The organism is Neorhizobium galegae, assembly GCF_017877055.1.
Taxonomy (GTDB): domain Bacteria; phylum Pseudomonadota; class Alphaproteobacteria; order Rhizobiales; family Rhizobiaceae; genus Neorhizobium; species Neorhizobium galegae_D.
This window is the reverse complement of sequence record NZ_JAGIPG010000005.1, coordinates 205,403-231,556: the sequence shown is the minus strand read 5'-3', so window position 1 is coordinate 231,556 and position 26,154 is coordinate 205,403. Positions and strand designations below refer to the sequence as shown.

Genomic DNA, 26,154 nt, shown 5'->3' with positions numbered 1-26,154 from the left:
CCGAGCTTAGCCGCATCCCACCTTCAGGCCCGCCGGTAGCCGAACAGGCCCGGTGCCGAGTGCCAGAGCGCCTGCACCGCAAAGCCGATGAACAGCAGGCCGGAAAGCCGGACGATCACCCTCTCGTGTTTGCGATAGAACCGCCGCACCACGCTGGCGCCGATAACCCCGATCAGCACCAGATCGGCCGTCAGGAACCCGATCAGTGACACGGCGAGAAGAAGCGGCAGCGCGCTGAAATCCAGCACATCGGCTGAACTCGCAAGCAGTGCCGTGAACGTCGCCAGCGCCACCGGATAGCCCTTCGGATTGGTCAGCCCGAAGATCAGCCCGCGCCGCAGCGGCTTTTCGACCGTCACCAAAGCGCCGCCATCCCCCTTCGGCTTCGCCCGCAATGCGCTCCAGCCGATCCAGCCGAGATAGAGGCCGCAGAAAACCCCGAGTATGTCGAAGAGGGTGGTACCGACCGTCTTGGCGCCGATGATTGCCACCAGCGCCAGCCCGGACCAGAGGACGTCTCCCGCCAGATGGCCGCCCATGAAGAAGGCACCGGCCTGCCTTCCCTGCCCGGCACCGATGCCGAGCAGGGCCAGGAATGCCGGCCCGGGAATGAGAGTATAGGCAAGCGCCGCAAAAAAGGCGCCGGCAAGCAGCGATGAGGACATGGGTGAACTCCGTCGGAAGGCTGCGACAATCTCGCCGCAGGTTTTACCGGTGTCAATGCAACTAGCGCGCCCTTTTCCACTTGCCTCGCATCCGAAAGATAGTAAGGGTGCCTTATGAAATTCGAGGACGAGGCGAAGGGCGCCGAAAAGCATATGGACATTCTGGGGTCCCTGATCATCGACAGCGCCCGACTGCTGCGCGCCGCCTTCGAGCGCCGCATCGCCCAGGCGGGCCTGGAACTGACCCCCGGAGAAGCCCTCGCCCTGATCAACATCGCGGATCTCGACGGTAGCCGCCAGCTCGACATCGCCGCCCGCATGGGGGTCGAGCCGATGACGCTCTGCGCTTATCTCGACAAGCTGGAGACGCTCGGACTGGTCGAACGGCAGCAATGCTCCGCTGACAGGCGCGCCAAGCGGATCAAACTCACCGAGACTTCCGGCGAGATGATCGGTTCGATACGCAACGAACTGAACGTCATCCTCACCCAGGCGACCGAAGGCCTGAGCGAGGAAAACAACCGGATCCTGCGCGAGGCGCTGGTCCTGGTCAACGCCAACCTCCAGGCGACCGTCCCTTCCGCCGCACTGCAGACAGCACCTGATGAAAGCCGATAACATGCCGCCTGCCCCCGCTCGGATGAGCGAGCGCCGAACCACGATCATCGGCGCCCTGCTGACGGCGATCGGGCCGATTTCCATGGCGATCTACACCCCGGCGATGCCGGAACTGGTACGCGCCTTCGACACCACGGAAGCGGCGATCAAGCTGTCGCTGTCGCTCTATTTCGCAGGCTTTGCGCTGGCGCAGCTGGTCGCCGGCCCCGTCTCCGACGCCTTCGGCCGCAAGACCGCCTCGCTGAGCTTCCTCCTCATCTATCTTGCCGGTTCGTTGCTCGCCGCTTTCGCGCCGACGGTCGAATGGGTGCTCGCCGGCCGCCTGATCCAGGGTATCGGCGCTTCCGTCGGCATCACCGTGTCGCGCGCCATCGTTCGCGACCAGTTCAACGGCGGTGACGCGGCCCGTATCATCAACACGATGGGCATCATCCTGGCGATCGGACCGTCCCTCGGTCCGACGATCGGCGGCCTTGCGCTCGCCGCCTTCGGCTGGCGATCGGTATTCCTGCTGATGGTCGGCTTCGGTGCCCTGCTCGTTTTTCTCTCCACCGTCTGCCTCAAGGAGACGACCGTGCCGGATCGCAGCCGGCTGAAGCCGCTGCGGCTCGTCCAGGCCTATGCGGAAATCGTCGCGCTGCCGCGCTTCCTGTTCACCGCGGTCGTTCTTGCTGGCGCGGTGGGCTCCATGTATGCCCAGGCGGCCGTGCTGCCGTTCATCCTGATCGAGAAGGTCGGGCTGACGCCGACCCAGTTCGGCCTGAGCATGCTGATGCAATCCGGTTTCTTCCTGATGGGTTCGGTCTGCCTCAGGGTCATATCGCGATGGTTGCCCGCCGAGCGCGCGCCGCTGGTCGGACTGATTTTCAGCGGCAGCGGCGGCCTCGTCATGGCCCTTTCGGTCCACTACCTGCCGCCGTCCTTCCTGTCGGTCATGGTGCCGGTCGCCATGTGCGCCTTCGGAATCGCCTTCGTGTCGCCCTACATGACTGCGGCAGGCCTCATCCCCTTCCCGCATATTGCCGGTTCCGCGTCGGCGATGATGGGCTTCATCCAGATGGGCGCCGGCTTCGTGGGCGGCGTCGCCGCTGCCTCGATCGGCTCGCCGCTTCCGGCCTTCGGCATCGTCATTCCCGCCATGCACCTGATCGCCGTGCTCGGTTACATCGGTTTCCGGATCGCCAGCCGCAGGGCATGAAAAAACCCGCCTCCCTTTTGGGCAGGCGGGCTTCGGTGATCGGGTTACTGGGAGTTACTTGCCCAGATTGCGCTTGGCGAGTGTGCGCAGGCGCAGCGCATTGAGCTTGATGAAGCCCGCCGCATCCTTCTGGTCGTAGGCGCCCTGGTCGTCCTCGAAGGTGACCAGCTTGTCGGAATAGAGCGACTTTTCGCTCTCGCGGCCGATGACAATAACATTGCCCTTGTAGAGCTTCAGCGTCACTTCGCCTTCAACATGCTCCTGGCTCTTGTCGATCAGGGCCTGCAGCATTTCTCGCTCCGGCGAGAACCAGAAGCCGTAATAGATCAGCTCCGCGTAACGCGGCATCAGGTCGTCCTTAAGATGAGCTGCACCGCGGTCCAGCGTGATGCTCTCGATCGCGCGGTGGGCGGCAAGCAGGATCGTGCCGCCGGGGGTCTCGTAGACGCCGCGCGACTTCATGCCGACATAGCGGTTCTCGACCAGGTCGAGGCGGCCGATGCCGTTGTCGCGGCCGTAGTTGTTGAGCGCGGCAAGCAGGGTCGCCGGCGACATGGCGACGCCATTGATGGAGACCGCATCACCTTTTTTGAAGCCGACTTTGATCGTGGTAGCTTTGTCGGGAGCAGCTTCCGGGGAAATCGTGCGCATATGCACGTATTCCGGAGCTTCGACCGCCGGGTCTTCAAGAACCTTGCCCTCGGAGGAGGAGTGCAGCAGGTTGGCGTCGACGGAGAAAGGCGCCTCGCCCATCTTGTCCTTGGCGACCGGAATCTGGTTCTGCTCGGCGAAAGCCAGCAGGTCGGTGCGGCTCTTGAACGCCCAGTCGCGCCACGGCGCAATGATCTTGATATCCGGGTTCAGCGCGTAAGCCGAAAGCTCGAAACGGACCTGGTCGTTGCCCTTGCCGGTGGCGCCATGGGCGATCGCGTCTGCGCCGGTCTTCCTGGCGATCTCGATCAGGTGCTTGGAGATTAGCGGGCGGGCGATCGAAGTGCCGAGCAGGTAGACGCCTTCGTAGACGGCATTGGCGCGGAACATCGGGAAGACGAAATCGCGCACGAATTCCTCGCGCACGTCCTCGATATAGATCTCCTTGATGCCGAGCATCTCGGCCTTCTTGCGGGCCGGCTCCAGTTCCTCGCCCTGGCCGAGATCGGCGGTGAAGGTCACCACCTCCGCGCCGAGTTCGGTCTGCAGCCATTTCAGGATGATCGAGGTGTCGAGACCGCCGGAATAAGCGAGAACGACCTTCTTTACGTCTTTCGGGAGTGCCATATCGATTTACGTCCGTCTGCGGGTGGAAGCGGTAAACACCGCTCTGTCAGGAATTGCGGCACTTTTAGCGAGTTTCTTGAGGCGCGCAAGAAAAACCGGGCAAACTGTAACTGCACTGTCACGTTGACAGGCTTGGGTATGGGTTCCATATCCCGCCCGACCTTTGAACAGCAGCGCCCTAGAGGAGATCTGCCATGACCATCACTCATCCCGCTCTGAAAAAGGACAATGTCGCCGTGATTACCGGCGCCGCATCAGGCATCGGCCTCGCTGCCGCGAAGGAATTTGCACGGATGGGCCTTTCCGTCGTCCTCGCCGACCTCGAAGGCGACAGGCTCGCGGAAGCAGCCCGCGAGGTCGCGGCTCTTGCCGAAGACGGCGAGGCGGATGTCGCCATCATCGGCACCGACGTGTCGAAGCCGGACGAGATCGAGGCCCTTGAACGGGCCGTCCTCCAGCGCTTCGGCCGGGTACATGTGCTGATGAACAATGCTGGCATCAGCCCGGGAAGCTCTATATTCGGGCCACAGGTCAACTGGGACAGCATTTTCGCCGTCAACCTTCTCGGAGTCATCAACGGCACGAGGACGTTCGGACCGGCGATGATCGCCCATGGCGAGCCGTCGCTGATCATCAATACCGGCTCGAAACAGGGCATCACCACCCCGCCAGGCAACCCCGCCTACAACGTCGCCAAGGCCGGCGTAAAGGCGTTCACGGAAGCGCTGCAGCACGAGCTACGCAACACGCCGAACTGCCAGGTATCGGCGCATCTGCTCATCCCGGGCTTCGTGTTTACCAGCCTGACCAAGGGCGACCGCATCGAGAAGCCGGCCGGCGCCTGGACGTCGGAACAGACGGTCGAGTTCATGCTGGCGAGCCTCGAACGTGGAGATTTCTACATCCTGTGCCCCGACAACGACGTGGACCGGGCAACCGACGAACGCCGCATGGCCTGGGCGATCGGCGACATCATCGAGAACCGTCCGCCACTGTCGCGCTGGCATCCGGATTTCGCCGATGCATCAAAGGAATTCATCAACGGCCGTTGATAGATTGATTTGTGACGGCTTCGAAAGCCGGGTAAACGGAGTAATCCCTTATCCGGCCATTCGAGCGCACTTAATGGAATTCCTGCCGAGCCTTGCCACCTTGCTTGCCTTCACCGCCGCCGGCCTGCTTCTGGCGCTGACGCCGGGGCCTGACATGACGCTGTCGATCAGCCGCGCGCTCGGCCAGGGCCGGCGCCCTGCCTTGTTCGTGGTGTTCGGCACCAGCCTCGGCGTCGTCTGCCATACGCTGCTGGTCGCCTTCGGCATCTCGGCGCTGATCACCGCCTCGCCGACCGCCTTCTTCATCCTGAAGACCGGCGGAGCAGCCTATCTCCTGTGGCTGGCCATCCAGGCGATCCGCTTCGGCTCGAATTTTTCGGTGGAGCAGGTCGAAAAGACCGCAAGCAGCCCGCTTGCCAACATCTCTACGGGCTTCTGGGTCAATATTCTGAATCCGAAGGTCATTATCTTCTTCATGACCTTCCTGCCGCAGTTCGTGACAGCCGGCGATCCGCATGTCACCGGCAAGCTGATCTTCCTCGGCTTCTATTTCATCGTCATCGGCATGCCGGTAAACCTGATCATCGTTCTTGCCGCCGACTGGCTTTCGGGGTGGCTGCAGGCCAACCCGAAGGTCCTGCGGGGCATCGACTACACTTTCGCCGGCGTCTTCTCGGTCTTTGCGGCAAAGATTTTCTTCACCCAGGCCCGGTAAGAACGCCCCGGACAAGCGCTTCCAGCCGCTCCGAAAGAAACAGCTTTTCCGCACCGGAATGGGAAAGTTCGATCGCCCGGCGGTAGGCAAGCCTTGCTTGATCTATTTGCCCGTCCCGGGCCAGAAGATCGGCTTGAACGGCGTAAAACGGCTGGTACTCCACCAGTGCCATGGCAATGGGTTTGAGACAGGCCAATGCGGCAGCCGGACCTTCCACATAGGACACGGCAACGATCCGGTTGAGCTCATAGACGGGATTGTCGGCGGTACGGGCGAGTTCTGCATAGAGCCAGGCGATCTGCTGCCAGTCCGTCTCGGGAAAGCTCGGCGCTTCTGCATGCACGGCGATGATCGCCGCCTGTATTTGATAGGGGCCGGGTCGCCCGCGGTACAGCGCCTGTTCGATGAGAGCAACGCCTTCCGAAATCTGGGCCCGGTCCCATAAACGTCGATCCTGAGCCTCAAGTGTCAAAATCTCGCCACTGGCTCCGATCCGTGCCGCCCGCCGGGCGTAATGCAGCAGCATCAGCGCCAGCAATCCCTCGATCTCGGGCTCTTCGGGACAAAGCGTCATCAAGAGCCGGCCGAGCCGGATCGCCTCCTCACAGAGATCGCTGCGGAGGTGCCGGCCGCTTCCGGAGGCGTAGCCTTCGTTGAAGATGAGATAAACGACCGCCAGCACGCTTTCGAGCCGCGCCGCCCAGCCTTCTCGACCAGGCACCTCATAGGCGATGCCGGCCCTGACGATCTTCTGGCGGGCGCGCACCAGTCGCTGGGCCATCGCCTCATGAGCATCGAGGAAGGCATTGGCGATTTCCTCGGTCTTCAGCCCGCAGACGGAGCGCAAGGTCAATGCGACGCAGGTCTTCCGGTCGAGGGCCGGATGACAGCAGGCAAAGATCAGCTTCAGCCGCTCGTCGCCGATCGGATCGGGCTCGTCCGCCATGGCCGAACCGTTCTCAAGTTCGATGAGATGGGCAATTTCGGCGGATTTGGCGTGAAGATTGGCCGAACGCCGCAGCCGGTCGATTGCCTTGCGGCGCGCCACCTGCATCAGCCAGGCATTCGGCGCGGCCGGCAGGCCGTTGCGGTTCCAGTGGACGAGCGCGGATTCCAGCGCGTCCTGAAGACTGTCCTCGGCGAGCTGGAAATCCCTGAGCGATCCGACCAGATGAGAAAGAAGGCGCCCGCCGTCTTGCCGGGCGATCCTGTCGATCGCCTCGGCAACCGGAACCGCGGCCGGGTTGTGGCCCATCAGCGGTCGAAGACCATGACCGGCCGCACCTCGACGCAGCCCATCGCGGCATGTGGGATCAGCGACGCATATCTGATCGCTTCGTCGAGATTGGCACAGTCGAATATATAGTAACCGCCGAGCTGTTCCTTGGTCTCCGCGAAAGGACCGTCCATGGTCTCGGTCCTGCCGTTGCGAACCCGCACCGTCGTCGCGGTGGTTATCGGCTGCAGGGCATCACCCGCGACCCAGACGCCGTCCTTCTTGTAGACTTCGTTGGCGGCCTGATAGCCGCTCATCATCTTGCCGAATTCAGGCGAATCCGGCGGCGTGCGCGTGTTGGGGTCCATGTAGATCAGCGCCATGTATTTCATGTTCGTCTCCCTCGGATTAGCCATCGCCTCATTGCGATGGTGACCGATAACGAACGGGATGCAAGCGGATCGACATGCCCCGAAAACTATTTTTCGGACGCGTCAGTCGTCCTCGCCGTGCCCGGCGATCATCATCGCCTCGAAGGCGAGGCGGTCGGTCTTGCGCATGCGCTCCGATTCCGACTTCAGCTGGCCGCAGGCGGCGAGGATGTCGCGGCCGCGCGGGGTGCGGATCGGCGAGGCGTAACCCGCCTGGTTGATGAAATCGGCGAATTTCTCGATCTGCGCCCATTCCGAACACTGGTAGTTCGTGCCCGGCCAGGGATTGAACGGGATGAGATTGATCTTGGCCGGAACGCCCTTCAAGAGCTGGATCAGCGCCTTGGCGTCTTCCAGGCTGTCGTTGACGTCCTTGAGCATCACATATTCGAAGGTGATGCGACGGGCGTTCGAAAGACCGGGATAGTTGCGGCAGGCCTCGATCAGTTCCTTCAGCGGATATTTCTTGTTGATCGGCACCAGCATATCGCGCAGCTCGTCGCGCACCGCATGCAGGGAGATCGCCAGCATGACGCCGATCTCGTCGCCGGTCCGGTAGATTTCCGGCACCACGCCCGAGGTCGACAGCGTGACACGGCGCTTCGACAATGACAGCCCGTCGCCGTCGGTCGCGATCAGCAGGGCGGTCTTCACGCTTTCGAAATTGTAGAGCGGCTCGCCCATGCCCATCATGACGATATTGGTGACCTTGCGGTCGCCGGTCGGCACGAAGGCGCCCGGCGGCGTGTCGGTGCCCGGGAAATCGCCGAGCCGGTCGCGCGCGAGCAGAAGCTGGGCGAGGATTTCCTCGGCCGTCAGGTTGCGCACCAGCCGCTGCGTGCCGGTGTGGCAGAAGGAACAGGTGAGCGAACAGCCGACCTGGCTGGAAATGCAGAGCGTGCCGCGGCCCTCTTCCGGAATGTAGACGGTTTCGACTTCCACCGGACGGCCGGCGCCGCGCGGCGGAAAGCGCAACAGCCATTTGCGGGTGCCGTCATTGGAAACCTGTTCCTCGACGATCTCGGGACGCGCGATGGTGAAATGCGCCTTCAGCATCTCGCGCATGTCCTTGGCAACGTTGGTCATCGCATCGAAATCGGAGACGCCCCGGATATAGAGCCAGTGCCAGAGCTGGCTGACGCGCATCCGCACCTGCTTTTCCGATACGCCCTTTTCCTTCAGCGCTGCCGCCATGTCCTCGCGCGTCAGCCCGATCAGCGACGGCTTGGTGCCGAACAGATCCGGATTGGCGACGAGCGGCTTCTTGATGGCGACCGGCGCCAGAGCCTCTGAGACTGACATTCTTTTATCCCGTTCGAACACATGCAGCTTTCCCACGATCGATCAGCGGGAAAGTCAGGGCATGTTGGATGCGTGAAACCTGTATCGGCCCATCGGGCACATGTGCCGGACCTTCGTTGAGGCGGGCTTTATCATCAAATAGCCGCCGCGTCACTATTCTTCAAGAAATGCAAAAGGCCGGTCACGAAACCGGCCTTTCAACTCTTGCTGCGCAGGGGCGTTTACTTGCAGGTTTCGATCTGCTTCAGCGCTGCCGCAATGCCCTGCAGCGAATAGGCATAGGAGGTCTTGGTGCCACGGCCGGAAACGGCGCTGACGCTCATGTTCTGACCCGTCTTCATTGCCGCGACCAGCGCCGGCTCCTCCGCGGCGTTCTCGACCCAGGCAGCCTTGTCCTTGGTGAACATCGTGAAGTTCTTCTTGTCGATCGTCACGGTCACCTTGGAATTCGGCTGCAGCACGTATCCCACCATCGCCTGCGGCTCGTAGGAAATGTTCTGTCCGGGCCGCTGCGAGACGATGAAGAAGATATCGCCGTGATCGACGCTGGCCGGTTCCTTGGTGGTCGGCACCGACAGCACATAGCAGACATTGCTGGCGCCCGACTTGTAGGAATAGGCGCCCCATGCCTTGAACTGCTGGATGCGGGTGGGACCGGCAGCCGCGGCTGCTGGCGCCTGGGCCGGCTGTGGCTTGGCCGGGGCGGTGGCCTTCGGCGCCTGAGCCAATGCCAGGCCAGCGCTTGCAGCCAAGATTGCCAGTGCGGTTGCGATTGTTCTTACAGACATGGTCTCCTGCCGGTTTTGTTCGTTCAACGGCCCGAGCGGGCAAGCCTTGCCAGGCATGATCCTGATTCGGCGCATTTTGACTTGATCCTGGTTACCAAACCGTCAACCGGACCATTAGAATTTGCTGAATCTCCTGCCTTGGCCCCAAGCTGCGTAGGAATAGCATTCACCGCCATGCCTCCAAAGACCCAACCAGCAGAATTTCCATGCGTTTCGTCAATCAGTGACACAAGGATTGGGGCAAGAGTTTGTCCTTTTCCTAACTCTCACAATGACATTAGAATGGTCGAATATGACGCGAATCTCATCGGAAACTGTGCGCAGCGTAAATGGATGTAGACGAAAGAGACCACTTCGCCGGCTTGGTAAGGGCAGTGGCCGATGAGCGCGATCAGGCAGCTTTTACCGTGCTGTTCGATTATTACGCGCCGCGTTTGAAATCCTGGCTGGTGAAGCGGTCGATGCGACCCGACGATGCCGAAGAACTCGTCCAGGAGGTGATGGCCGTTCTCTGGCACCGCGCCAGCCTCTACGATCCGGCCCGATCCTCCTTGTCCACCTGGCTTTTCCGGATCGCACGCAACCGCCGTATCGACGCGGAACGCCGTGGGAGGCACAAGCAGCTGGACGCCTACGAACCCCTCTTTTTCGTAACCGAGGCGCCGGGCGCCGATACGATCTTCGAAGGCGAGGAACGGGATGCCCAGGTACGCGCAGCCCTTGCCGGTATCCCCGGCGAACAGATGGAACTGGTGCGGGCGGCTTTCTTCCTCGGCCAGTCCCATTCGGAAATCGCCTCGTCCACGGGTCTTCCGCTCGGCACGGTGAAGTCACGAATCAGGCTCGCATTCGAGCGCCTGCGCCGAGTTCTTGACGATCCCTCGGAGGGATAGCGCCCCTTGGGACTATTTGCCGCGCACGCCGTCGGTGATGTCCGGATTGTCCGCCAGTGCCAGATCGGCAGCCTCATAATGGCGGTCGGCAATGTGCCCCTGGATCATCCGGAAAGCGGCAGCGAGCACCGCGACATCGTCAGTGAAGCCGACAAGGACGAACATGTCCGGCAAGAAATCGATCGGCATCACGAAATAGGCGAGCGCCGCAAGCAGCACGCCGCGCACCCGCGTCGGCGTCCGGCGGTCGATCGCGCAATAATAGGCGGCGATCAGGTCGCGGCTGAACGGCACCTGCCGGACGGCCCGCTTCAGGGTCGGCCAGAACTTGGCGCGGACCCGCCGCTCGCGGCGCTCTTGCGTGTCCACGTCACCCGGCAGCAGTATTTCGCCGATCTTCACGTCGTCCATGATCGCTCCGTTCGCTCAACGTGTGCCCACCCAATATGGGCTCTCGACCATGAAGTTCAATTGCGGCGCAAGGATGCCTTGTCCATCGCCCGGGCCAGCTTGAAATCGATGTCCGTCAGGCCCTTCGTCGCATGCGTGGTCAGAAGCACATCGACCCGCGAATAGACGTTCGACCATTCCGGGTGATGATTGAGCTTCTCGGCAGACAGCGCGCATTCGGCCATGAAACCGAACGCCTCGATGAAGGTCCTGAACTTGAAACTCTTGAAGATCGCATCGCCTTGCGGCTTTAGCTCCCAGCCGTCAACCGTCGCGAGTTCGCGCTCGACGGCGGCCGCATCCAGCTTTTCGTAGTTCATCGTCCAACCTTCCTTCGGGTTAAAGGAGGCTCTTCACCGGCTCCATACCGGTTCCATGTCGCCTGCATGGGCCTGGCCGTAGCTCGCCTCCTGCAGCGGGAAGATTTCCTCCGTCAGATACGGTCCGCCACCGACCGATTCCTTCGACGACAGCAGCACGAAACGCGGCACCGTGAACGGCGCTGTATAGAAGTTGCCGCGACCGGAAAGGTAGTGCACCACATCGTCCAGCCGGCAATTCTTGAGCCGCGCCAGGGTGACATGCGGGGTGAACTTGCGGGGATCCGGCGGCAAGCCGATGCGCTGGCAGATCCGTTCGATCTCCGCCTGCAGCGCGTGGATTTCCGGGGACGGCGAAACGCCCGCCCAGATGGAATGCGGCTTCTTCGACCCGAAGGAGCCGATTCCGGTCAGCGTCGCCTGGAACTCCGGACGGTCTATGCGGTCCAGCCGGCTGACGATCTCGTCGGCGGTGCGACCGTCGACGTCGCCGATGAAGCGTAGGGTGATGTGGTAGTTTTCGACGTCGATCCACCGGGCACCGGGGATCCCACCGCGCAGGAGAGAGAGACTCATCGCTACATTACGCGGAACTTCGAGGGCGGTGAAAAGTCTCGGCATAGGGACCTCCTCGAATCTTTTGCAGATGCTAACAGCGAATCACGCAACGGAGTTCCGCGCAAGGTGTTATTTTCCCGTATCCTTAATAGCCCCCAGGAAGCTTTTGACAGGTTCAAGGGTCTTTTCGACCATCACGGCGACCCCTTTGGCATTCGGATGCATGCCGTCCGAGAGCTGCAGGCTGGAAATGGTAGCGACCCCATCGAGAAAAAACGGATAGAGCGGCACCGCGTATTTGTCGGCCAGCCGCTTGTAGATCGGGTTGAATTTTTCGGCGTAGTCGCCACCCATGTTCGGCGGCGCCAGGATGCCGATCAGGAAGACCGAGATCTTCCGTTCCTTCAGCCGCGCAAGGATCGCATCGAGGTTCTTCTCCGATTGGTCGGGAGAGATGCCGCGCAATGCGTCGTTGGCGCCGAGCTCGAGGATCACGCCGTCGGTACCGTCCGGCACCGACCAGTCGATGCGCGCAAGCCCGCCCGCCGTCGTATCCCCGGAAACGCCCGCATTGGTGACCACGGCATTCTGCCCCTTGGCTTTCAACGCCGCCTCGAGCTGAGCCGTGTAGGATTCGGAAGGCGCTAGCTGGTAACCTGCCATCAGGCTGTCGCCGAAACCGACGAGCTGGATCGCCCGGTCCTGCGCGGCAGCCGGCAATGCGGCCAGCGCCAGCGCGGACATGACGATGAAGTGAAGCAGGCTTGCTTTAAAACTCACGATCCGTCTCCTAGATTGAGCGCTACCGCATGCGGTTCCGGGTTGCGCTTCAAGCCTATATAGGACGGTTCGATTTGACTAAAACCATCATCACGCTGAAGAAAGCCGATCTGACGCTCGGCAGCGCGGCGGCCTCGGTGCATGTGCTGAAGCAGATCGACCTCGAAATCCGCGCAGGCGAAGCCGTCGGCATCGTCGGGCCCTCGGGCTCCGGCAAGTCGACGCTGCTGATGGTCCTGGCCGGCCTCGAACGGCTGGACAGCGGCGAGATCGTCATCAACGGCGCCCCCCTTCACGCGCTTTCCGAGGACAGGCTAGCGGATTTCCGCGGCCGCAATATCGGCATCGTCTTCCAGTCCTTCCACCTGATCGCCAATATGACGGCACTCGAAAACGTCGCCGTGCCCCTCGAACTCGCCAACGTCAAGGACGCCTTCGAGATCGCCAAACGCGAACTGACGGCCGTCGGCCTCGGCGAGCGGCTGAACCACTATCCCGGCCAGCTTTCCGGCGGCGAGCAGCAGCGCGTCGCGATCGCCCGCGCGCTGGCCCCCTCGCCCTCTGTACTGATCGCCGACGAACCGACCGGCAATCTGGACACCGAGACCGGCCGGCAGATCGCCGATCTGCTATTCTCCAAACAGGCCGAGCGCGGCATGACCATGCTGCTCGTTACCCATGACAACGCGCTCGCCGCCCGCTGCTCGCGCCAGATCCGCGTCCGCTCCGGCGAGATCGTCGGCGACAGCGCCGTCGTCCATCACCCGGTTCAGGCGGTCTCCGCATGAGGCAGGCCTTTCCGCGCCTCTCGATTTCCTTCCGCCTGGCATTGCGCGAAATGCGCGGCGGCCTGGCTGGCTTCTACATCTTCCTCGCCTGCATCGCCCTCGGCACCGGGGCAATCGCGGCGGTCAATTCCGTGTCGCGCGCCATCACCGGCGCGATCGCCTCCCAGGGCCAGGAAATCCTTGCCGGCGACATCCGCTTCGAGTTGAACAACCGCGAGGCCACCGACCAGGAACGCGCGTTCTTGACGAGCCTCGGCAAGGTCTCCGTCTCCACCAGCCTGCGCTCCATGGCCCGCAAGCCGGACGGTTCCGAACAGGCGCTGGTCGAGGTCAAGGCGGTGGACGACGCCTATCCGCTCTACGGCAGCTTTGGCGCAGAACCTTCCGCACCGCTGCCCGACCTTCTTCGAAAGCAGGCAGAGACTTTTGGCGCACTTGCTGCCCCGCTTCTGCTGGAACGCCTCGGCCTCAAGGACGGCGACGAGCTTCTGCTCGGCAATGCCCGGCTGACATTGCGCGGCACGATCACCGTCGAGCCCGATGCGCTTTCGGACGGTTTCGGCTTTGCGCCGCGCCTGATCGTCAGCCGTGAGGCCCTCGCTGCTTCCGGCCTGATTACCACCGGCAGCCTCGTCGAACATGCCTACAAGGTGCGGCTCGACGATCCCTCGATCCGCTCGACGCTCGCCGCCCGCGCCAACCGCGAGTTCCCGAGCGCCGGCTGGTCGGTCCGCACCAGCGATCGGGCTGCCCCCTCGCTCACCGAAAACGTCGACCGCTTCTCGCAGTTTCTGACACTCGTTGGCCTGACGGCATTGATCGTCGGCGGCGTCGGCGTCGCCAATGCCGTGCGCGCCTTTCTCGATGCCAAGCGCACCACGATTGCCACCTTCAAATGCCTGGGCGCGCCGGCCTCGGTCGTGACGATGATCTATCTCATCCAGATCATGCTGCTCGCGGTGATCGGCATCCTGATCGGCCTCGTCATCGGCGCGATCTCGCCCTTCGTCGCGCTGCAGTTTCTCGAAGGCATGCTGCCGGTTCCGAAGGGGGTCACCTTCTACCCCTTGCCGCTGGCGCTTGCCGCCCTGTTCGGCATCCTCATCACCTTTGCCTTCGCCGTGCTGCCGCTCGGCCATGCCCGCGAAGTGCCGGCAACCGCCCTTTTCCGCGAACAGAGTTTCGACAATACCCGCCTTCCCTCCTGGCCATATCTTCTCGCCGCCGGCCTGGCACTTGCGGCCCTGGCGGCACTTGCAGTCTTCTCGGCGGAAGAACGCTTCATCGCCTCGGTCTTCCTCGCCGCCGTCGCAGGCGCCTTCCTGCTCTTGCGCCTTGTCGCGGCCCTGATTGCCGCGCTTGCCAAAAGAAGCCCGCAGGTCAATTCGCCGGCGCTGAGATTGGCGATCGGCAATATCCATCGGCCCGGCGCGCTGACGCCGTCGGTGGTCCTGTCGCTCGGCCTCGGCCTTGCCCTCCTCGTGACGCTCGCCCTGATCGACGGCAACATGCGCCGCCAGCTGACCGGCAGCATCGCCCAGCAGGCGCCGAACTTCTTCTTCGTCGATATCCAGGGATCCGAGCGCGAAGGCTTCGTCAACATCCTGAAACAGCAGGCGCCGGAAGGCGCGATCACCCAGGTGCCGATGCTGCGCGGAAGAATCCTTGCCTTCAACGGCCAGGACGTGACCCAGATGAACGTGCCGCCCGCCGGCCGCTGGGTCTTGCGCGGCGACCGCGGCATCACCTACGAGGACAGGCTTCCATCCAACTCGGCGCTGACGGCGGGAGAGTGGTGGACCGCCGACCACACCGGCGAACCGCTAGTCTCCTTCTCGGCGGAAGAGGCCGGTGAACTCGGCCTGAAACTCGGCGATACCGTCACCGTCAACGTGCTCGGCCGCAACATCACCGCCCGCATCGCCAATTTCCGCAAGGTCCAGTGGGAATCGCTATCGATCAACTTCGTGATGGTGTTTTCGCCGAACACCTTCCGCGGCGCACCGCATGCCTGGCTCGCGACGCTCAGCGATCCCAAGGCCACCGCCCAGCAGGAAGCCTCGATCCTGCGCGCCGTCACCAACGCCTATCCGACCATCACCAGCGTCAGGGTCAAGGATGCGATCAATATCATAGACCAGCTCGTCGGCCAGCTCGCGACCGCGATCCGGGCAGCGGCGGCGGTTGCGCTGATCGCCTCCGTGCTGGTGCTTGCCGGTGCGCTCGCGGCGGGCAACCGGGCACGCACCCATGATGCGGTCATCCTGAAAACGCTCGGTGGCACACGCAGCATGCTGATGCGCGCGTTCAGCTACGAATACATGATCCTCGGAGCTGCGACGGCGCTCTTCGCGCTCCTCGCAGGCGGCCTCTCCGCATGGTTCGTCGTCAGCCGGATCATGCGGCTCCAATCGGCCTTCCTGCCCGATGTTGCAGTGCTGACGCTCGCCGCTTCTCTGGTTTTGACCGTCGGAATAGGCCTCGCCGGCACATGGCGCATATTGGGGCAGAAGGCCGCGCCGGTGCTACGCGAGCTCTAATTCGCCCACAGGTAGTATTTCCTGTTAACTCTCTGATCAAATTCCCGTCAGAGCGTCCCATAGGTTGCTAAATAGCTCCCATGGCTTGCGTTTTTCGCTTCCCGCACCTCTTGTATGTGAAGCGATCTCGCATCATATTTATGCGCAGGCTTGCTGGAGCTCCGCAGCGGCGCCTGGGTCCGTAAAAAAGGGGGCCCGACACCGTGAATAATTCCGGAGCTTAAAGAGGAAACAATGGCTGACTTTAACAACTACCAGACCCGGGCGGCGCAGGGTCGCGCCCAGTCCGGCGCGATGATCGATGAAGGCCTGCGCGCCTACATGCTCAAGGTCTACAACCTGATGGCTGTCGGCTTGGCTATCACCGGTATCGCCGCCTATGGTATCTCGGCCCTCGCAACGACGACGGATGCGGCTGCAGCTGTCGCCCGGCTTCCGAACGGCATCCTGCTGACCAGCCTCGGCGCTGCGATCTACGGTTCGCCGCTTCGCTGGGTCGTCATGCTCGCACCGCTCGCGGTGGTGTTCTTCCTGAGCTTCCGCGTTCATAAGATGAGCGTCAGCTCGGCACAGGCCACCTTCTGGGGCTACGCGGCGCTGATGGGTCTCTCCCTGTCGTCGATCTTCCTGGTCTATACGGCGCAGAGCATAGTGCAGACGTTCTTCATCACGGCAGCCTCCTTCGGCGCCCTGTCGCTTTACGGCTACACGACGAAGAGAAGCCTGTCGGGCATGGGTTCGTTCCTGATCATGGGCCTGTTCGGCCTGATCATCGCCTCGATCGTCAACATCTTCCTGGCGTCTTCGGCCCTCGGCTTCGCAATCTCCGCGATCGGCGTGCTGATCTTCGCAGGCCTCACCGCCTACGATACGCAGAAGATCAAGGAAATGTACTTTGACGGCGACGACGTCGCGGTTGCTGGCCGCAAGGCCATCATGGGCGCTCTGACCCTCTACCTCGACTTCATCAACCTCTTCACCTTCCTCCTCCAGTTCCTGGGCAACCGGAACAACTGATCTCGAGGAAGTCGGATAGAAAAAGGCGGCCTCCGGGCCGCCTTTTTTATTGCCCGGCTTCGCTCCGCGGCATAGGCTTGGCTGTCCCTTTCAACGGCCTGAATCTCAATGACATTCCATCTCCGCGACGCCTCCCCCGCCGACCTTCCCGCGATTACCGAGATCTATCGCGACAGCGTGCTGAACGGCACAGCAAGCTATGAGCTCACCCCGCCGGACCAGGCCGAGATGACGGTACGTTTCGAGGCGATCCGAGCCAAGGGTTACCCCTATATCGCCGCGGAACGGGAGGACGGCACCCTCCTCGGTTATGCCTATGCATCCGCCTTCCGGACGCGTCCCGCCTATCGGTGGCTGGTCGAGGATTCGATCTACCTGGCGCCGGAAGCGCGCGGCAAGGGTGTCGGAAAGGCGCTGCTCAAGGAGCTGCTGGTGCGTTGCGAGGCGCTGGGTTTCCGCCAGATGGTCGCCGTCATCGGCGGCGCGAGCCCTGCCTCCGTGGCACTCCATCGCGGCCTCGGCTTCGAGCTGACAGGCACGCTCAAGGGCACCGGCTTCAAACACGGAAAGTGGCAGGATACGGTGCTGATGCAGGTGGCACTCGGCGAAGGCAATGAAACCGATCCGGATCCTGGCGTCTATCCCGGTTCGCTGTTCACCGAATAGAGCGCCGCCTCAATCGATCAGTTTCAGCACCTTGTCGAACACCTTGAGCACCTGCGGCAACTCATGGCCGCGTTTCATGATCAGGCCATGGGTGTTCATGACGGAAAAGGCGCCCTGCTTGGCCGCGAGCTTTGGATTCTTCTCTATCCGGAAGAGCGGGGTTTCGCCGGAGCGTTTGAAGACGGAGAACACGGCCCGATCCTTGAGGTGGTCGATCGCGTAGTCCTTCCACTCCCCTTCGCCGACCATTCGGCCATAAATCCTTAAGATCGCATCGAGTTCTCGCCGATGGAAGGTGACCGGGGCGGGATCGCGGTTCTGCCGATATTCACTGAGATCGACGACAACGGCTGTGTCCTGGGGTCTCTGTCCCCCCGGCAAATCCGGCTGATCTGTCATCAAGACTCCCAAATCGTCAAATGTCAGAGATATGACAGTGTGCCTGAGAGGCGGTAAAAATCAACCCCGGCAATCTCGCCCGAAACGAACCGCCACGATTTTATTCTTGCCCCATTTCGAACAAAAGAGTGCCCGATTTCGAAGCGAGATTGTCAGCGTTGGTTGGCGCCGTTTTCAGCGCCATATGGCCCGGTCTGGTGCATTGACCCTTACCCCCAGCCCCCCAATGTTATTGGATCGGGCCGCCAACAACAGCTCACGCACAATCCGGCAAGCTTCAAACCGCGCACGCGGTCAGTATTTCTTGTGGCCCGCCATCAGCACCGTCGCGCCGAGAATCGCTGCCGGCTCGCCACCCGGGCCTGAGGCCTGTAACAGGATCGCGCAACCATCCTTCTTCGATTTACCCATCAGCTTGCCCGGCAGGGTCAGCTTCATACTCTGGCCATTCCATGTGCCGACCGACTGGACGTCATAGACGGCGTGCCAATATTCCATCGTCTTGCCGCTGTTTTCACCCTTGGTGACATCCACCAGCTGGCGCTTTGTGAAATAGGCGACGACGACGTCCGCCTGTCCCTTGCCGTCTCCGATCTCGATCTCGATCTCGTCGCCGCGCATCGCCGCGGTGACCGGGACGTCGAGCCCCTTGCCACTCTGGCTGAGTGCCTTCACCTTGTCGTTGATGACCGTGAGGTCGGTGCCCTTGACATGGTCGCGGCCGTTGATGAGGGCCTGCGGGGTGTAGACGCCGCTACGCCCGAGCGTCTTGGCATAACCATATTGCCGTTCGGTATTTTCCCTGGAGCTCAGCGTATCTGTCCAGCCGAGATAGTTCCAGTAATCGACGTGGTAGGAAAGCACGACCATGTCTCCCTGCGCCACCAGTTCGCCCAGGGCGGCGTCGGCGGGCGGGCAGGAGGAGCAGCCCTGAGAGGTGAAAAGTTCGATCACGCCCTTCGGCGCTCTGACCTCTCCCGCAAACGCAGCGCCCGCATAAAACAGGCCCGCAACAAGGATTACGGAGCGAAAACGAAAGGGCATGGGTGGCAGACCTTTTTTATCAGGGAAACTGTTATCCACGATTGCTCGCGGCGATCAAGGGCCTAACGCACTGGATGGCGGAAAGTAACCACCGGGAACCTTCAAGAGAAAGTCACGAAGGGGTGAAGACTGGATAATTGATCGGCTTTCGGATGCGTTTGGTCGGACGCCAAACTTCGCGAAAAACGCGCTGAGGTCAAATCAGTTTGAGCAGGCCTTGAGTAAAATAAACGGCACCCACGCCGGTGACGATCCAGCGTGTCCAGGCGCGGAAATTCTGGTCGGTCATCCTCTGCAGGATGTCGTTGCCGGCCCGTGCCCCGAGGATCGCGATCGGCGCCGCGACCAGCACCGCGATCCATTCGGTGGTCGGCAGTTGCGAGGCCGCATTCCAGTAGAACACCACCTTCGTCGCATGCGATGCGACCTGCACCGCCGCTTTGGTGGCGATCACCTTGCGCCGGTCCATCGTCGTGCGGATGAAGAAGATATCGATCGTCGGCCCCGATACGCCGACGCCGACCGTCAGCGCGCCGGCGATCAACCCGCAGGCCAGCGCGTGCAAAGGTTTCGAGGCGTCGAGCTGCAGCTTCGATACCGGCATCCAGACGAGGATCGGCATCAGCCCGATGGCGATCGACACTACGATCAGATCCGGTTGGTAATCGACGATCAGCAGGATGATGCTCGAGATGACGAGACCGAGGCCCAGGATGCCGAGAATGCGGTAGTCGATATAGGCGCGGGAAAACCAGGCGCGCGAACCGTTCGAGACCATCTGGATGACGCCGTGGATGGCGATCGCTGTACTGACGGGAAAGAGGAAAAGCAGTACCCAGAGCAGGATCAGCCCGCCCGCCATGCCGAAAATTCCCGAAAGAAGCGATGTCAGGAAAACGGTGACGGCCATTCCGGTAAGGATGACGACGGTCAAGGGCGCGGGACCTTGGGGGTTGAAGCTGCCCCGAAAGATGGCTGGCAAAAGCGAGCCGAACGAGGTGTTGGATTGGGGCCGAAGACGCTCTCCACCCTCATTCCTGTGCTTGTCACAGGAATGAGGGAGAAAAAGCATCAGCGCGGGGGAAACTCCCCCTGGCAAGGCCAGGGGGAGAATTTGCCAAATTAAGCAGCCAGATCGCGCAGAACGGTCTGCAGGATGCCGCCATTGTTCATGTAGATGACCTCGTCGAGCGTATCGATGCGGCAAAGGATGTTGATTTCCTTCACCGTGCCGTCGCCGTAGGTGATCTTGGCGGTCTTCCATTCGCGCGGCTTGATGTCGCCTTCCAGGCCCTCGATAGTGACGGTCTCGTCGCCCTTGAGGTCGAGGCTGGCCCAGGTCGTGCCCTCTTCGAAGACGAAGGGAACGACGCCCATGCCGACCAGGTTCGAGCGGTGGATACGCTCGAAGGACTGGGCGATGACCGCCTTGACGCCGAGCAGGTTGGTCCCCTTCGCGGCCCAGTCGCGCGACGAGCCGTTGCCGTATTCGACGCCAGCGAAGATCACGAGCGGAACGCCCTCTGCCTTGTACTGCATGGCTGCATCGTAGATCGACATCTCTTCCTTGGACGGATAGTGGAAGGTGTAGCCGCCTTCCTTGCCGTTCGGGCCGAGCATGTAGTTACGGATGCGGATGTTGGCGAACGTGCCGCGCATCATCACTTCATGGTTGCCGCGGCGCGTGCCGTACTGGTTGAAGTCGGCAACGCCGACGCCATGACCCGTCAGGTAGGCACCGGCCGGCGAAGCAGCCTTGATGGAACCGGCCGGCGAGATGTGGTCGGTGGTGATCTTGTCGCCGAACAGACCGAGGATGCGGGCGCCCTTGATGTTCTTGAGGCCCGAACCGGTCTTGCCCATGCCGACGAAATAGGGCGGGTTCTGCACATAGGTCGAATTGTCGTCCCAGGCATAGGTCTGGCCCGGGGGAACTTTGACCGCCTGCCAGTTGGCATCGCCCTTGAACACGTCCGCGTACTTGGTTTCGTAAAGTTCGCGGGTGACGTATTTCAGGATGAATTCCTGGACTTCCTTCGAGGTCGGCCAGATGTCCTTGAGGAAGACCGGGTTGCCGTTCTGGTCTTCGCCGAGCGGTTCCGTGGTCAGGTCCTTCTGCACCGTGCCGGCGAGCGCATAGGCGACGACGAGCGGCGGCGAAGCGAGGTAGTTGGCCTGGACATCAGGCGAGATGCGGCCTTCGAAGTTGCGATTGCCCGAAAGCACGCCCGAAACGATCAGGCCCTTATCGTTGATCGTCTTCGAGATCGGTGCCGGCAGCGGACCGGAATTGCCGATGCAGGTGGTGCAGCCGAAGCCGACCAGGTTGAAGCCGAGCTTGTCGAGATCGGCCTGCAGACCGGACTTGGCAAGGTATTCGCCGACGACCTGGGATCCCGGTGCCAGCGACGTCTTGACCCAAGGCTTGGACTTCAGGCCCTTGGCAACCGCGTTGCGGGCGAGAAGGCCGGCAGCGATCAGGACCGACGGGTTGGAGGTGTTGGTGCAGGACGTGATCGCGGCAATCGCCACGTCGCCATGGCCGAGATCGAAATCCGTGCCTTCGACAGGGTAACGATTGTCGAGCTGGCCGGGCTTCTTGTACTCGGTGTCGAGCGAACCGGCGAAACCGGAAGCGATCTTGTCGAGCGAGATGCGGCCTTCCGGACGCTTCGGGCCGGCCATCGACGGCACGACGTCGTTGAGGTCGAGTTCCAGCGTGTCGGTGAAGACGAGGTCGGAACCGTCGCCCTCGCGCCACATGCCCTGGACCTTGGAATAGGCCTCGACCAGCGCAATCCGCTCCAGCGTGCGGCCGGACATCGTCAGGTAGTTGATGGTTTCGCCGTCGACCGGGAAGAAGCCGCAGGTCGCGCCGTATTCCGGACCCATGTTGCCGATCGTCGCACGGTCGGCGAGCGGCATGTTGTCCATGCCCGGACCGAAGAATTCGACGAACTTGGAAACGACGCCCTTCTTGCGCAGCATCTGCACGACGGTCAGCACGAGGTCGGTTGCGGTGACGCCTTCCTTGAGCTTGCCGGTGAGCTTGAAGCCGATGACTTCAGGCAGCAGCATCGAGACCGGCTGGCCGAGCATCGAGGCTTCCGCTTCGATACCGCCGACGCCCCAGCCGAGAACGCCGAGGCCGTTGATCATCGTGGTGTGCGAATCGGTGCCGACGCAGGTGTCCGGATAGGCGATCGTTTCGCCATCCTCTTCCTTGGTCCAGACGGTCTGGCCGAGATATTCGAGATTGACCTGGTGACAGATGCCGGTGCCTGGAGGAACGACGCGGAAATTCTTGAATGCCTGCTGGCCCCACTTGAGGAAGCGGTAGCGCTCGCCGTTGCGCTCGTATTCGAGCTCGACGTTCTTCGCAAACGCGGTCGGCGTGCCGAACTCGTCGACGATGACCGAGTGGTCGATGACGAGGTCGACGGGAACCAGCGGGTTGATCTTTTCCGGATCGCCGCCGAGCGAAACCATCGCGTCGCGCATTGCGGCAAGATCGACGACGGCGGGAACGCCGGTGAAGTCCTGCATCAGCACGCGGGCCGGACGGTAAGCGATTTCCGCTTCCGTGAGACCCTTGTTGTTCAGCCATTCGGCGACCGTCAGGATCTGTTCCTTGGTGACGGACTGGCCGTCTTCGAAGCGGAGCAGGTTTTCGAGCAGAACCTTCATCGAGAAGGGAAGCTTCGAAACGCCGGCAAGGCCGTTCTGTTCGGCCTTCGGAAGGCTGTAGTAAACGTAATCCTTACCGCCTACGGTAAGGACGGAGCGACAATTGAAACTGTCGAGAGACTTAGCCACGGAATAAACCCCGCTGATTAAAGAGCCAACACGCGCGTGCGGACGCCTATGCACTTCATGCACATCAGGATGCGGGTACGACCATTTCCGCTGTCCGCACGAGAAGATTTTTTGGGATCTTCAGGTTCGGCGGAAGATTGAAATCACGCCGGCCGCTGGCGTGGTTGCAGTGCTTATAGATAATTTCTAAGAAGGGTTCCAGACGCTTGGCGCTCATTCCGAATAAATTTTCGGATCGCGATGATTAAAATCTTAATGAAGGTCTCCGTCATGCGGCTTTTGGCCGAAAACTTGGGCGCAAGGCGCGGCGAAGACCTGATTTTCACGGATATCTCCTTTGCCCTCGGAGCCGGTGAAAGCCTCGTCCTCACCGGCCGCAACGGATCTGGGAAATCGACGCTGCTGCGCGTCGTGGCCGGATTGCTGCACCCGGAGACCGGTCGCGTCACCTGGGTTTCGGAGAGTGCCGAATCGGGAATGCGCGCCGCCGAGGCCTGCCATTATCTCGGCCACCGCAATGCGATGAAGGCGGAACTTTCGGTGTTTGAAAATCTGAGTTTCTGGAAGGAGTTTTTCGGCGACGTGGAGGGCGGCAAGGGCATCTCCCCCGGCGAGGCTGCCGAGACGGTTGGCCTTGGCGGGATCATCCACCTCCCCTTCGGTTACCTGTCGGCCGGGCAGCAGCGCCGCATGGCGTTTGCCAAGCTGCTCGTCGCCTATAGGCCGGTCTGGATATTGGACGAGCCGACTGCGGCGCTGGATGTGAACGCGGAAAGCATATTCACGGCGCTGATAAATGCGCATCTGTCTGGCGGCGGCATAGTGCTGGCGGCGACTCATCAGCCGCTGGGGCTGGAGAATGCAAGGGAATTGAAGATGGCCGGGTTTGCGGGCGTGGCGGAGGGGAGATGGTGATCGTCGTGTCCCGCGTTACCCCCCTCTGCCCTGGCGGCCCCCACCGCAAGGGAATGGCTATGGTGTATGGGGCCTGGAACGGTGCTGCACTCTTAACCCTTCCCCTTGTGGGGATGGGGGCCGGCAGGCGGGAGGGGTTTTATGCAGACAGAAAACCCCTCCCCAACACCTCCCCCCAAGGGGGAAGGGCTCCTCCCACCCTCACACCCGCCGTCATCCGCCGCCCTCTCGCCGTCATCCTCGGGCTTGACCCGAGGATCCAGGTCTCCGAACTGTACCGGTCGGACCGGATCGACGCCTTCCGGCACGAAAAGTGGATCCTCGGGTCAAGCCCGAGGATGACGGGAACTGAGTTGGGGGAGATGCCCGGCAGAGCAGAGGGGGATGCGCCCCGGACACGGAGCGTCCGATCATGACCGCACTCCTCCTCCGCGACCTCAAACTTTCCGTCCGCGCCGGCGGCGGCGCTCTGATCGGGGTTCTCTTCTTCATGACGGTCGTCGCCGTCATCCCCTTCGGCGTCGGCCCGGATCTCAATCTATTGTCCCGCATCGGCCCGGCAATCGTCTGGATCGGCGCGCTGCTCTCGGCCCTGCTCGGCCTTGACCGCCTGTTCCAGACCGAGCGCGAGGACGGGTCGCTCGACCTGCTGCTGATGCAGGAACACCCGCTGGTGCTGACCGTGCTGATGAAATGCCTGGCGCACTGGCTCGGCAACGGCCTGCCGCTGGTGATCGCCTCGCCGTTGCTCGGCCTTTTCATGAACATGAATGAGGTGGCAATCGGCGCCACCATGCTGACGCTCTTGGTCGGCACGCCGGCGTTGACCTTCATCGGTGCGGTCGGAGCGGCGGTGGCGGTTGCCCTGCCGCGGGGCGGGCTGCTCGTCTCCATCCTTGTCCTGCCGCTCGCGATCCCCGTGCTGATCTTCGGCGTCAGCGCTTCCTATGCGGCGGTCGAGGACCCTGCCCCGTTTATGCCGCCTTTCCTGATATTGGTGGCGATCACGATGTTTTTTGCCGTGCTCGGTCCGCTCGGCGCGGCACTGGCGTTGCGCAATGCCGGCGATTGACTAGAATCGGATTGATTGGGATCAGATTGCCTGGGGTCGAATTGACCCGGATCAAGCTGCTTTTCCGCGCGCAGATTAGAAAGTGTCCATGACCGACAGCCTCGCCATCAGCAAATTCAGCGATCTGGCCAACCCGACGCGGTTCCTGGCGCTCGCGGCCCGCATCCTGCCCTGGATGGCGGTGATCACAGCAATCCTGTTCGCAATCGGGCTCTATCTGAGCTTCACGACGGAAGGCGATTATCAGCAGGGCGCGACGGTGCGTATCATGTACGTGCATGTGCCCGCCGCCTGGCTGTCGATGATGTGCTACACGGTGATGGCCGTTTCGGCGATCGGTACGCTGGTCTGGCGCCACCCACTCGCCGACGTCAGCCACAAGGCGGCAGCCCCGCTCGGCGCCGCCTTCACGCTGATCGCGCTCGCCACCGGCTCCCTCTGGGGCCGGCCGATGTGGGGCACATGGTGGGTGTGGGACGCGCGTCTCACCTCCGTCTTCGTGCTCTTCCTCATGTATCTCGGCCTGATCGCGCTCAACCGCGCCATGGACGATCCGTCGCGGGCGGCGCGCGTGTCCGCCGTGCTGATCCTCGTCGGTTTCGTCAACATCCCGATCATCAAGTTCTCGGTCGACTGGTGGAACACGCTGCACCAGCCTGCCAGCGTGATCCGCATGGGCGGCCCGACCATCGACCAGGAATTCCTCTGGCCGCTGTTGATCATGGCGATCGCCTTCACCATGCTGTTCTTCACCCTGCATGTGATGGCGATGCGCAACGAGATCTGGCGCCGCCGCGTCGCCGCCCAGCGGCGCATGGCCGCGCGTTTAGCCGGCCATGTAACCGGCTCGGAGGGGTGAGATCATGAGCCATACCTTCTATATCGCCATGTCCTATGCCGTTTCGGCCATCGTCATCCTCTGTCTGATCGCCTGGACCTGGCTCGACGGCCGCGCCCGCCAAAAGGAGCTGGCCGAACTCGAAGCCTCCGGTATCCGCCGCCGCTCCGCTCAGGCAAAGGGTGACGCGGCATGAGCATCGAGACCGAAAATCAGCCCGCGACGCGCAAGAGCCTGGCACGTTATGCGCTGCCGCTAATCCCGCTGGCGATCTTTCTCGGTTTTGCAGCGGTCGCCGGCAAGATGCTCTACGATCAGGACGTCAACGGCCGCGACGTCTCGGCCATCCCCTCCGCCCTGATCGGCAAGAAGGCCCCTTCGCTGGCGCTCCCGCCGCTGGAAGGCTCAAACACCGCGGCGCTGACGACCTCGGCGATCACCGGCAAGCTGACGCTGGTCAACGTATTCGCCTCCTGGTGCGTGCCCTGCCGGCAGGAACACCCGATCCTGAAAGAACTGGCAAACGACAGCCGGCTCACCATCGTCGGCATCAACTACAAGGACCGCAACGACAACGCGTTGCGTTTCCTCGGCGAACTCGGCAATCCTTATAAGGCAATCGGCGTCGATCCGAACGGCAAGGCGGCGATTGACTGGGGGGTCTACGGCATTCCGGAAAGTTATCTGGCCGCGCCCGACGGAACGATCCTCTACAAGAAGGTCGGGCCCTTCGACGAGCGCAGCCTGACGCAGGATCTTCTGCCAGCGATCGAGAAGGCCGTGGCAGGACGCTGA

Annotated in this window: 28 protein-coding genes; 14 read left to right on the top strand and 14 right to left on the bottom strand. The window is 62.2% G+C overall.

Annotation, left to right across the window (positions count from 1 at the left end; all coding sequences use genetic code 11):
- Positions 1–23: 23 nt before the first annotated feature.
- Entirely contained in the window at positions 24–665 is a 642-nt protein-coding gene (locus J2857_RS27420; RefSeq protein WP_210013234.1) for a LysE family translocator, read from the bottom strand.
- 114 nt (positions 666–779) lie between these two features.
- Between J2857_RS27420 and J2857_RS27415 the strand changes: the two genes are divergently transcribed.
- The gene (locus J2857_RS27415; protein ID WP_432420188.1) at positions 780–1,283 is read left to right on the top strand and encodes a MarR family winged helix-turn-helix transcriptional regulator; all 504 of its coding nucleotides are present in this window, start codon (positions 780–782) and stop codon (positions 1,281–1,283) included.
- A gap of 22 nt (positions 1,284–1,305) precedes the next feature.
- On the top strand, positions 1,306–2,481 hold the full coding sequence (locus tag J2857_RS27410) for a multidrug effflux MFS transporter (protein WP_210013397.1): 1,176 nt from the start codon (positions 1,306–1,308) through the stop codon (positions 2,479–2,481).
- Positions 2,482–2,535: 54 nt separating this feature from the next.
- Here the strand turns inward: J2857_RS27410 and J2857_RS27405 are convergent, their stop codons facing one another.
- On the bottom strand, positions 2,536–3,759 hold the full coding sequence (locus J2857_RS27405; protein WP_210013233.1) for an argininosuccinate synthase: 1,224 nt from the start codon (positions 3,757–3,759) through the stop codon (positions 2,536–2,538).
- A gap of 194 nt (positions 3,760–3,953) precedes the next feature.
- Between J2857_RS27405 and J2857_RS27400 the strand changes: the two genes are divergently transcribed.
- Both J2857_RS27400 and J2857_RS27395 read left to right on the top strand, forming a co-directional pair.
- On the top strand, positions 3,954–4,811 hold the full coding sequence (locus tag J2857_RS27400; RefSeq protein ID WP_210013232.1) for an SDR family NAD(P)-dependent oxidoreductase: 858 nt from the start codon (positions 3,954–3,956) through the stop codon (positions 4,809–4,811).
- 73 nt (positions 4,812–4,884) lie between these two features.
- Positions 4,885–5,526: a LysE family translocator gene (locus tag J2857_RS27395; RefSeq protein ID WP_210013231.1), complete on the top strand. Its 642-nt coding sequence runs from the start codon at positions 4,885–4,887 to the stop codon at positions 5,524–5,526.
- Here J2857_RS27395 and J2857_RS27390 read toward each other — a convergent pair.
- The 4 genes from J2857_RS27390 to J2857_RS27375 all read right to left on the bottom strand — a co-directional run bounded on the left by J2857_RS27390 (position 5,510) and on the right by J2857_RS27375 (position 9,338).
- Positions 5,510–6,781, bottom strand: coding sequence for an RNA polymerase sigma factor (locus tag J2857_RS27390; protein ID WP_210013230.1), 1,272 nt, complete (start codon positions 6,779–6,781; stop codon positions 5,510–5,512). The two genes, J2857_RS27395 and J2857_RS27390, sit on opposite strands and share 17 nt — an antisense overlap.
- Complete coding sequence (locus J2857_RS27385; RefSeq protein ID WP_210013229.1) at positions 6,781–7,134, bottom strand: YciI family protein; 354 nt, start codon at positions 7,132–7,134, stop codon at positions 6,781–6,783. Before J2857_RS27385 ends, J2857_RS27390 begins: the two co-directional genes overlap by 1 nt.
- A 102-nt stretch (positions 7,135–7,236) precedes the next feature.
- Positions 7,237–8,475, bottom strand: a complete 1,239-nt coding sequence (gene rlmN / locus J2857_RS27380) for a 23S rRNA (adenine(2503)-C(2))-methyltransferase RlmN (protein ID WP_210013228.1) — start codon at positions 8,473–8,475, stop codon at positions 7,237–7,239.
- Between the two features lie 221 nt (positions 8,476–8,696).
- Positions 8,697–9,338 (bottom strand): invasion associated locus B family protein, encoded by a 642-nt coding sequence (locus J2857_RS27375; RefSeq protein ID WP_373426840.1) that lies wholly within the window; start codon positions 9,336–9,338, stop codon positions 8,697–8,699.
- Between the two features lie 254 nt (positions 9,339–9,592).
- Between J2857_RS27375 and J2857_RS27370 the strand changes: the two genes are divergently transcribed.
- The gene (locus tag J2857_RS27370) at positions 9,593–10,156 is read left to right on the top strand and encodes a sigma-70 family RNA polymerase sigma factor (RefSeq protein ID WP_210013226.1); all 564 of its coding nucleotides are present in this window, start codon (positions 9,593–9,595) and stop codon (positions 10,154–10,156) included.
- 12 nt (positions 10,157–10,168) lie between these two features.
- On the opposite strand, the gene J2857_RS27365 is transcribed toward J2857_RS27370, so the two are convergent.
- The 4 genes from J2857_RS27365 to J2857_RS27350 form a co-directional block, all read right to left on the bottom strand.
- A complete protein-coding gene (locus tag J2857_RS27365; protein ID WP_210013225.1) occupies positions 10,169–10,567 on the bottom strand; it encodes a YkvA family protein in 399 nt (132 codons plus the stop codon).
- Positions 10,568–10,623: 56 nt separating this feature from the next.
- Positions 10,624–10,926, bottom strand: coding sequence for a 4a-hydroxytetrahydrobiopterin dehydratase (locus J2857_RS27360; RefSeq protein WP_210013224.1), 303 nt, complete (start codon positions 10,924–10,926; stop codon positions 10,624–10,626).
- A 33-nt stretch (positions 10,927–10,959) separates the two neighbouring features.
- Entirely contained in the window at positions 10,960–11,547 is a 588-nt protein-coding gene (gene thpR / locus J2857_RS27355) for an RNA 2',3'-cyclic phosphodiesterase (RefSeq protein ID WP_210013223.1), read from the bottom strand.
- A gap of 66 nt (positions 11,548–11,613) precedes the next feature.
- Positions 11,614–12,264, bottom strand: a complete 651-nt coding sequence (locus tag J2857_RS27350) for an arylesterase (RefSeq protein WP_210013222.1) — start codon at positions 12,262–12,264, stop codon at positions 11,614–11,616.
- A gap of 74 nt (positions 12,265–12,338) precedes the next feature.
- Here J2857_RS27350 and J2857_RS27345 point away from each other — a divergent pair, with 74 nt between their 5' ends.
- The 4 genes from J2857_RS27345 (at position 12,339) to J2857_RS27330 (ending at position 17,275) form a co-directional block, all read left to right on the top strand.
- Positions 12,339–13,052, top strand: coding sequence for an ABC transporter ATP-binding protein (locus tag J2857_RS27345; protein ID WP_210013221.1), 714 nt, complete (start codon positions 12,339–12,341; stop codon positions 13,050–13,052).
- A complete protein-coding gene (locus J2857_RS27340; RefSeq protein ID WP_210013220.1) occupies positions 13,049–15,592 on the top strand; it encodes an ABC transporter permease in 2,544 nt (847 codons plus the stop codon). The genes J2857_RS27345 and J2857_RS27340 overlap by 4 nt, the downstream gene beginning before the upstream one ends.
- 234 nt (positions 15,593–15,826) lie before the next feature.
- Complete coding sequence (locus J2857_RS27335) at positions 15,827–16,609, top strand: Bax inhibitor-1/YccA family protein (RefSeq protein ID WP_210013219.1); 783 nt, start codon at positions 15,827–15,829, stop codon at positions 16,607–16,609.
- 108 nt (positions 16,610–16,717) lie between these two features.
- Positions 16,718–17,275, top strand: coding sequence for a GNAT family N-acetyltransferase (locus J2857_RS27330; RefSeq protein ID WP_210013218.1), 558 nt, complete (start codon positions 16,718–16,720; stop codon positions 17,273–17,275).
- A gap of 9 nt (positions 17,276–17,284) precedes the next feature.
- Here the strand turns inward: J2857_RS27330 and J2857_RS27325 are convergent, their stop codons facing one another.
- The 4 genes from J2857_RS27325 to acnA all read right to left on the bottom strand — a co-directional run bounded on the left by J2857_RS27325 (position 17,285) and on the right by acnA (position 22,534).
- Entirely contained in the window at positions 17,285–17,674 is a 390-nt protein-coding gene (locus J2857_RS27325; protein ID WP_210013217.1) for a DUF2794 domain-containing protein, read from the bottom strand.
- Positions 17,675–17,968: 294 nt separating this feature from the next.
- Complete coding sequence (locus tag J2857_RS27320; RefSeq protein WP_210013216.1) at positions 17,969–18,718, bottom strand: DUF1223 domain-containing protein; 750 nt, start codon at positions 18,716–18,718, stop codon at positions 17,969–17,971.
- Positions 18,719–18,914: 196 nt separating this feature from the next.
- On the bottom strand, positions 18,915–19,652 hold the full coding sequence (locus tag J2857_RS27315) for a sulfite exporter TauE/SafE family protein (protein ID WP_210013215.1): 738 nt from the start codon (positions 19,650–19,652) through the stop codon (positions 18,915–18,917).
- 188 nt (positions 19,653–19,840) lie between these two features.
- The gene (gene acnA, locus J2857_RS27310) at positions 19,841–22,534 is read right to left on the bottom strand and encodes an aconitate hydratase AcnA (RefSeq protein ID WP_210013214.1); all 2,694 of its coding nucleotides are present in this window, start codon (positions 22,532–22,534) and stop codon (positions 19,841–19,843) included.
- A gap of 270 nt (positions 22,535–22,804) precedes the next feature.
- Between acnA and ccmA the strand changes: the two genes are divergently transcribed.
- From ccmA to J2857_RS27285, 5 genes are all read left to right on the top strand, one after another.
- On the top strand, positions 22,805–23,449 hold the full coding sequence (ccmA, locus tag J2857_RS27305; protein ID WP_210013396.1) for a heme ABC exporter ATP-binding protein CcmA: 645 nt from the start codon (positions 22,805–22,807) through the stop codon (positions 23,447–23,449).
- Positions 23,450–23,861: 412 nt separating this feature from the next.
- Positions 23,862–24,521: a heme exporter protein CcmB gene (ccmB, locus tag J2857_RS27300; protein ID WP_210013213.1), complete on the top strand. Its 660-nt coding sequence runs from the start codon at positions 23,862–23,864 to the stop codon at positions 24,519–24,521.
- An 88-nt stretch (positions 24,522–24,609) separates the two neighbouring features.
- Positions 24,610–25,380 (top strand): heme ABC transporter permease, encoded by a 771-nt coding sequence (locus J2857_RS27295; protein ID WP_210013212.1) that lies wholly within the window; start codon positions 24,610–24,612, stop codon positions 25,378–25,380.
- Positions 25,381–25,384: 4 nt separating this feature from the next.
- A complete protein-coding gene (gene ccmD / locus J2857_RS27290) occupies positions 25,385–25,555 on the top strand; it encodes a heme exporter protein CcmD (protein ID WP_210013211.1) in 171 nt (56 codons plus the stop codon).
- A complete protein-coding gene (locus tag J2857_RS27285) occupies positions 25,552–26,154 on the top strand; it encodes a DsbE family thiol:disulfide interchange protein (protein WP_210013210.1) in 603 nt (200 codons plus the stop codon). The genes ccmD and J2857_RS27285 overlap by 4 nt, the downstream gene beginning before the upstream one ends.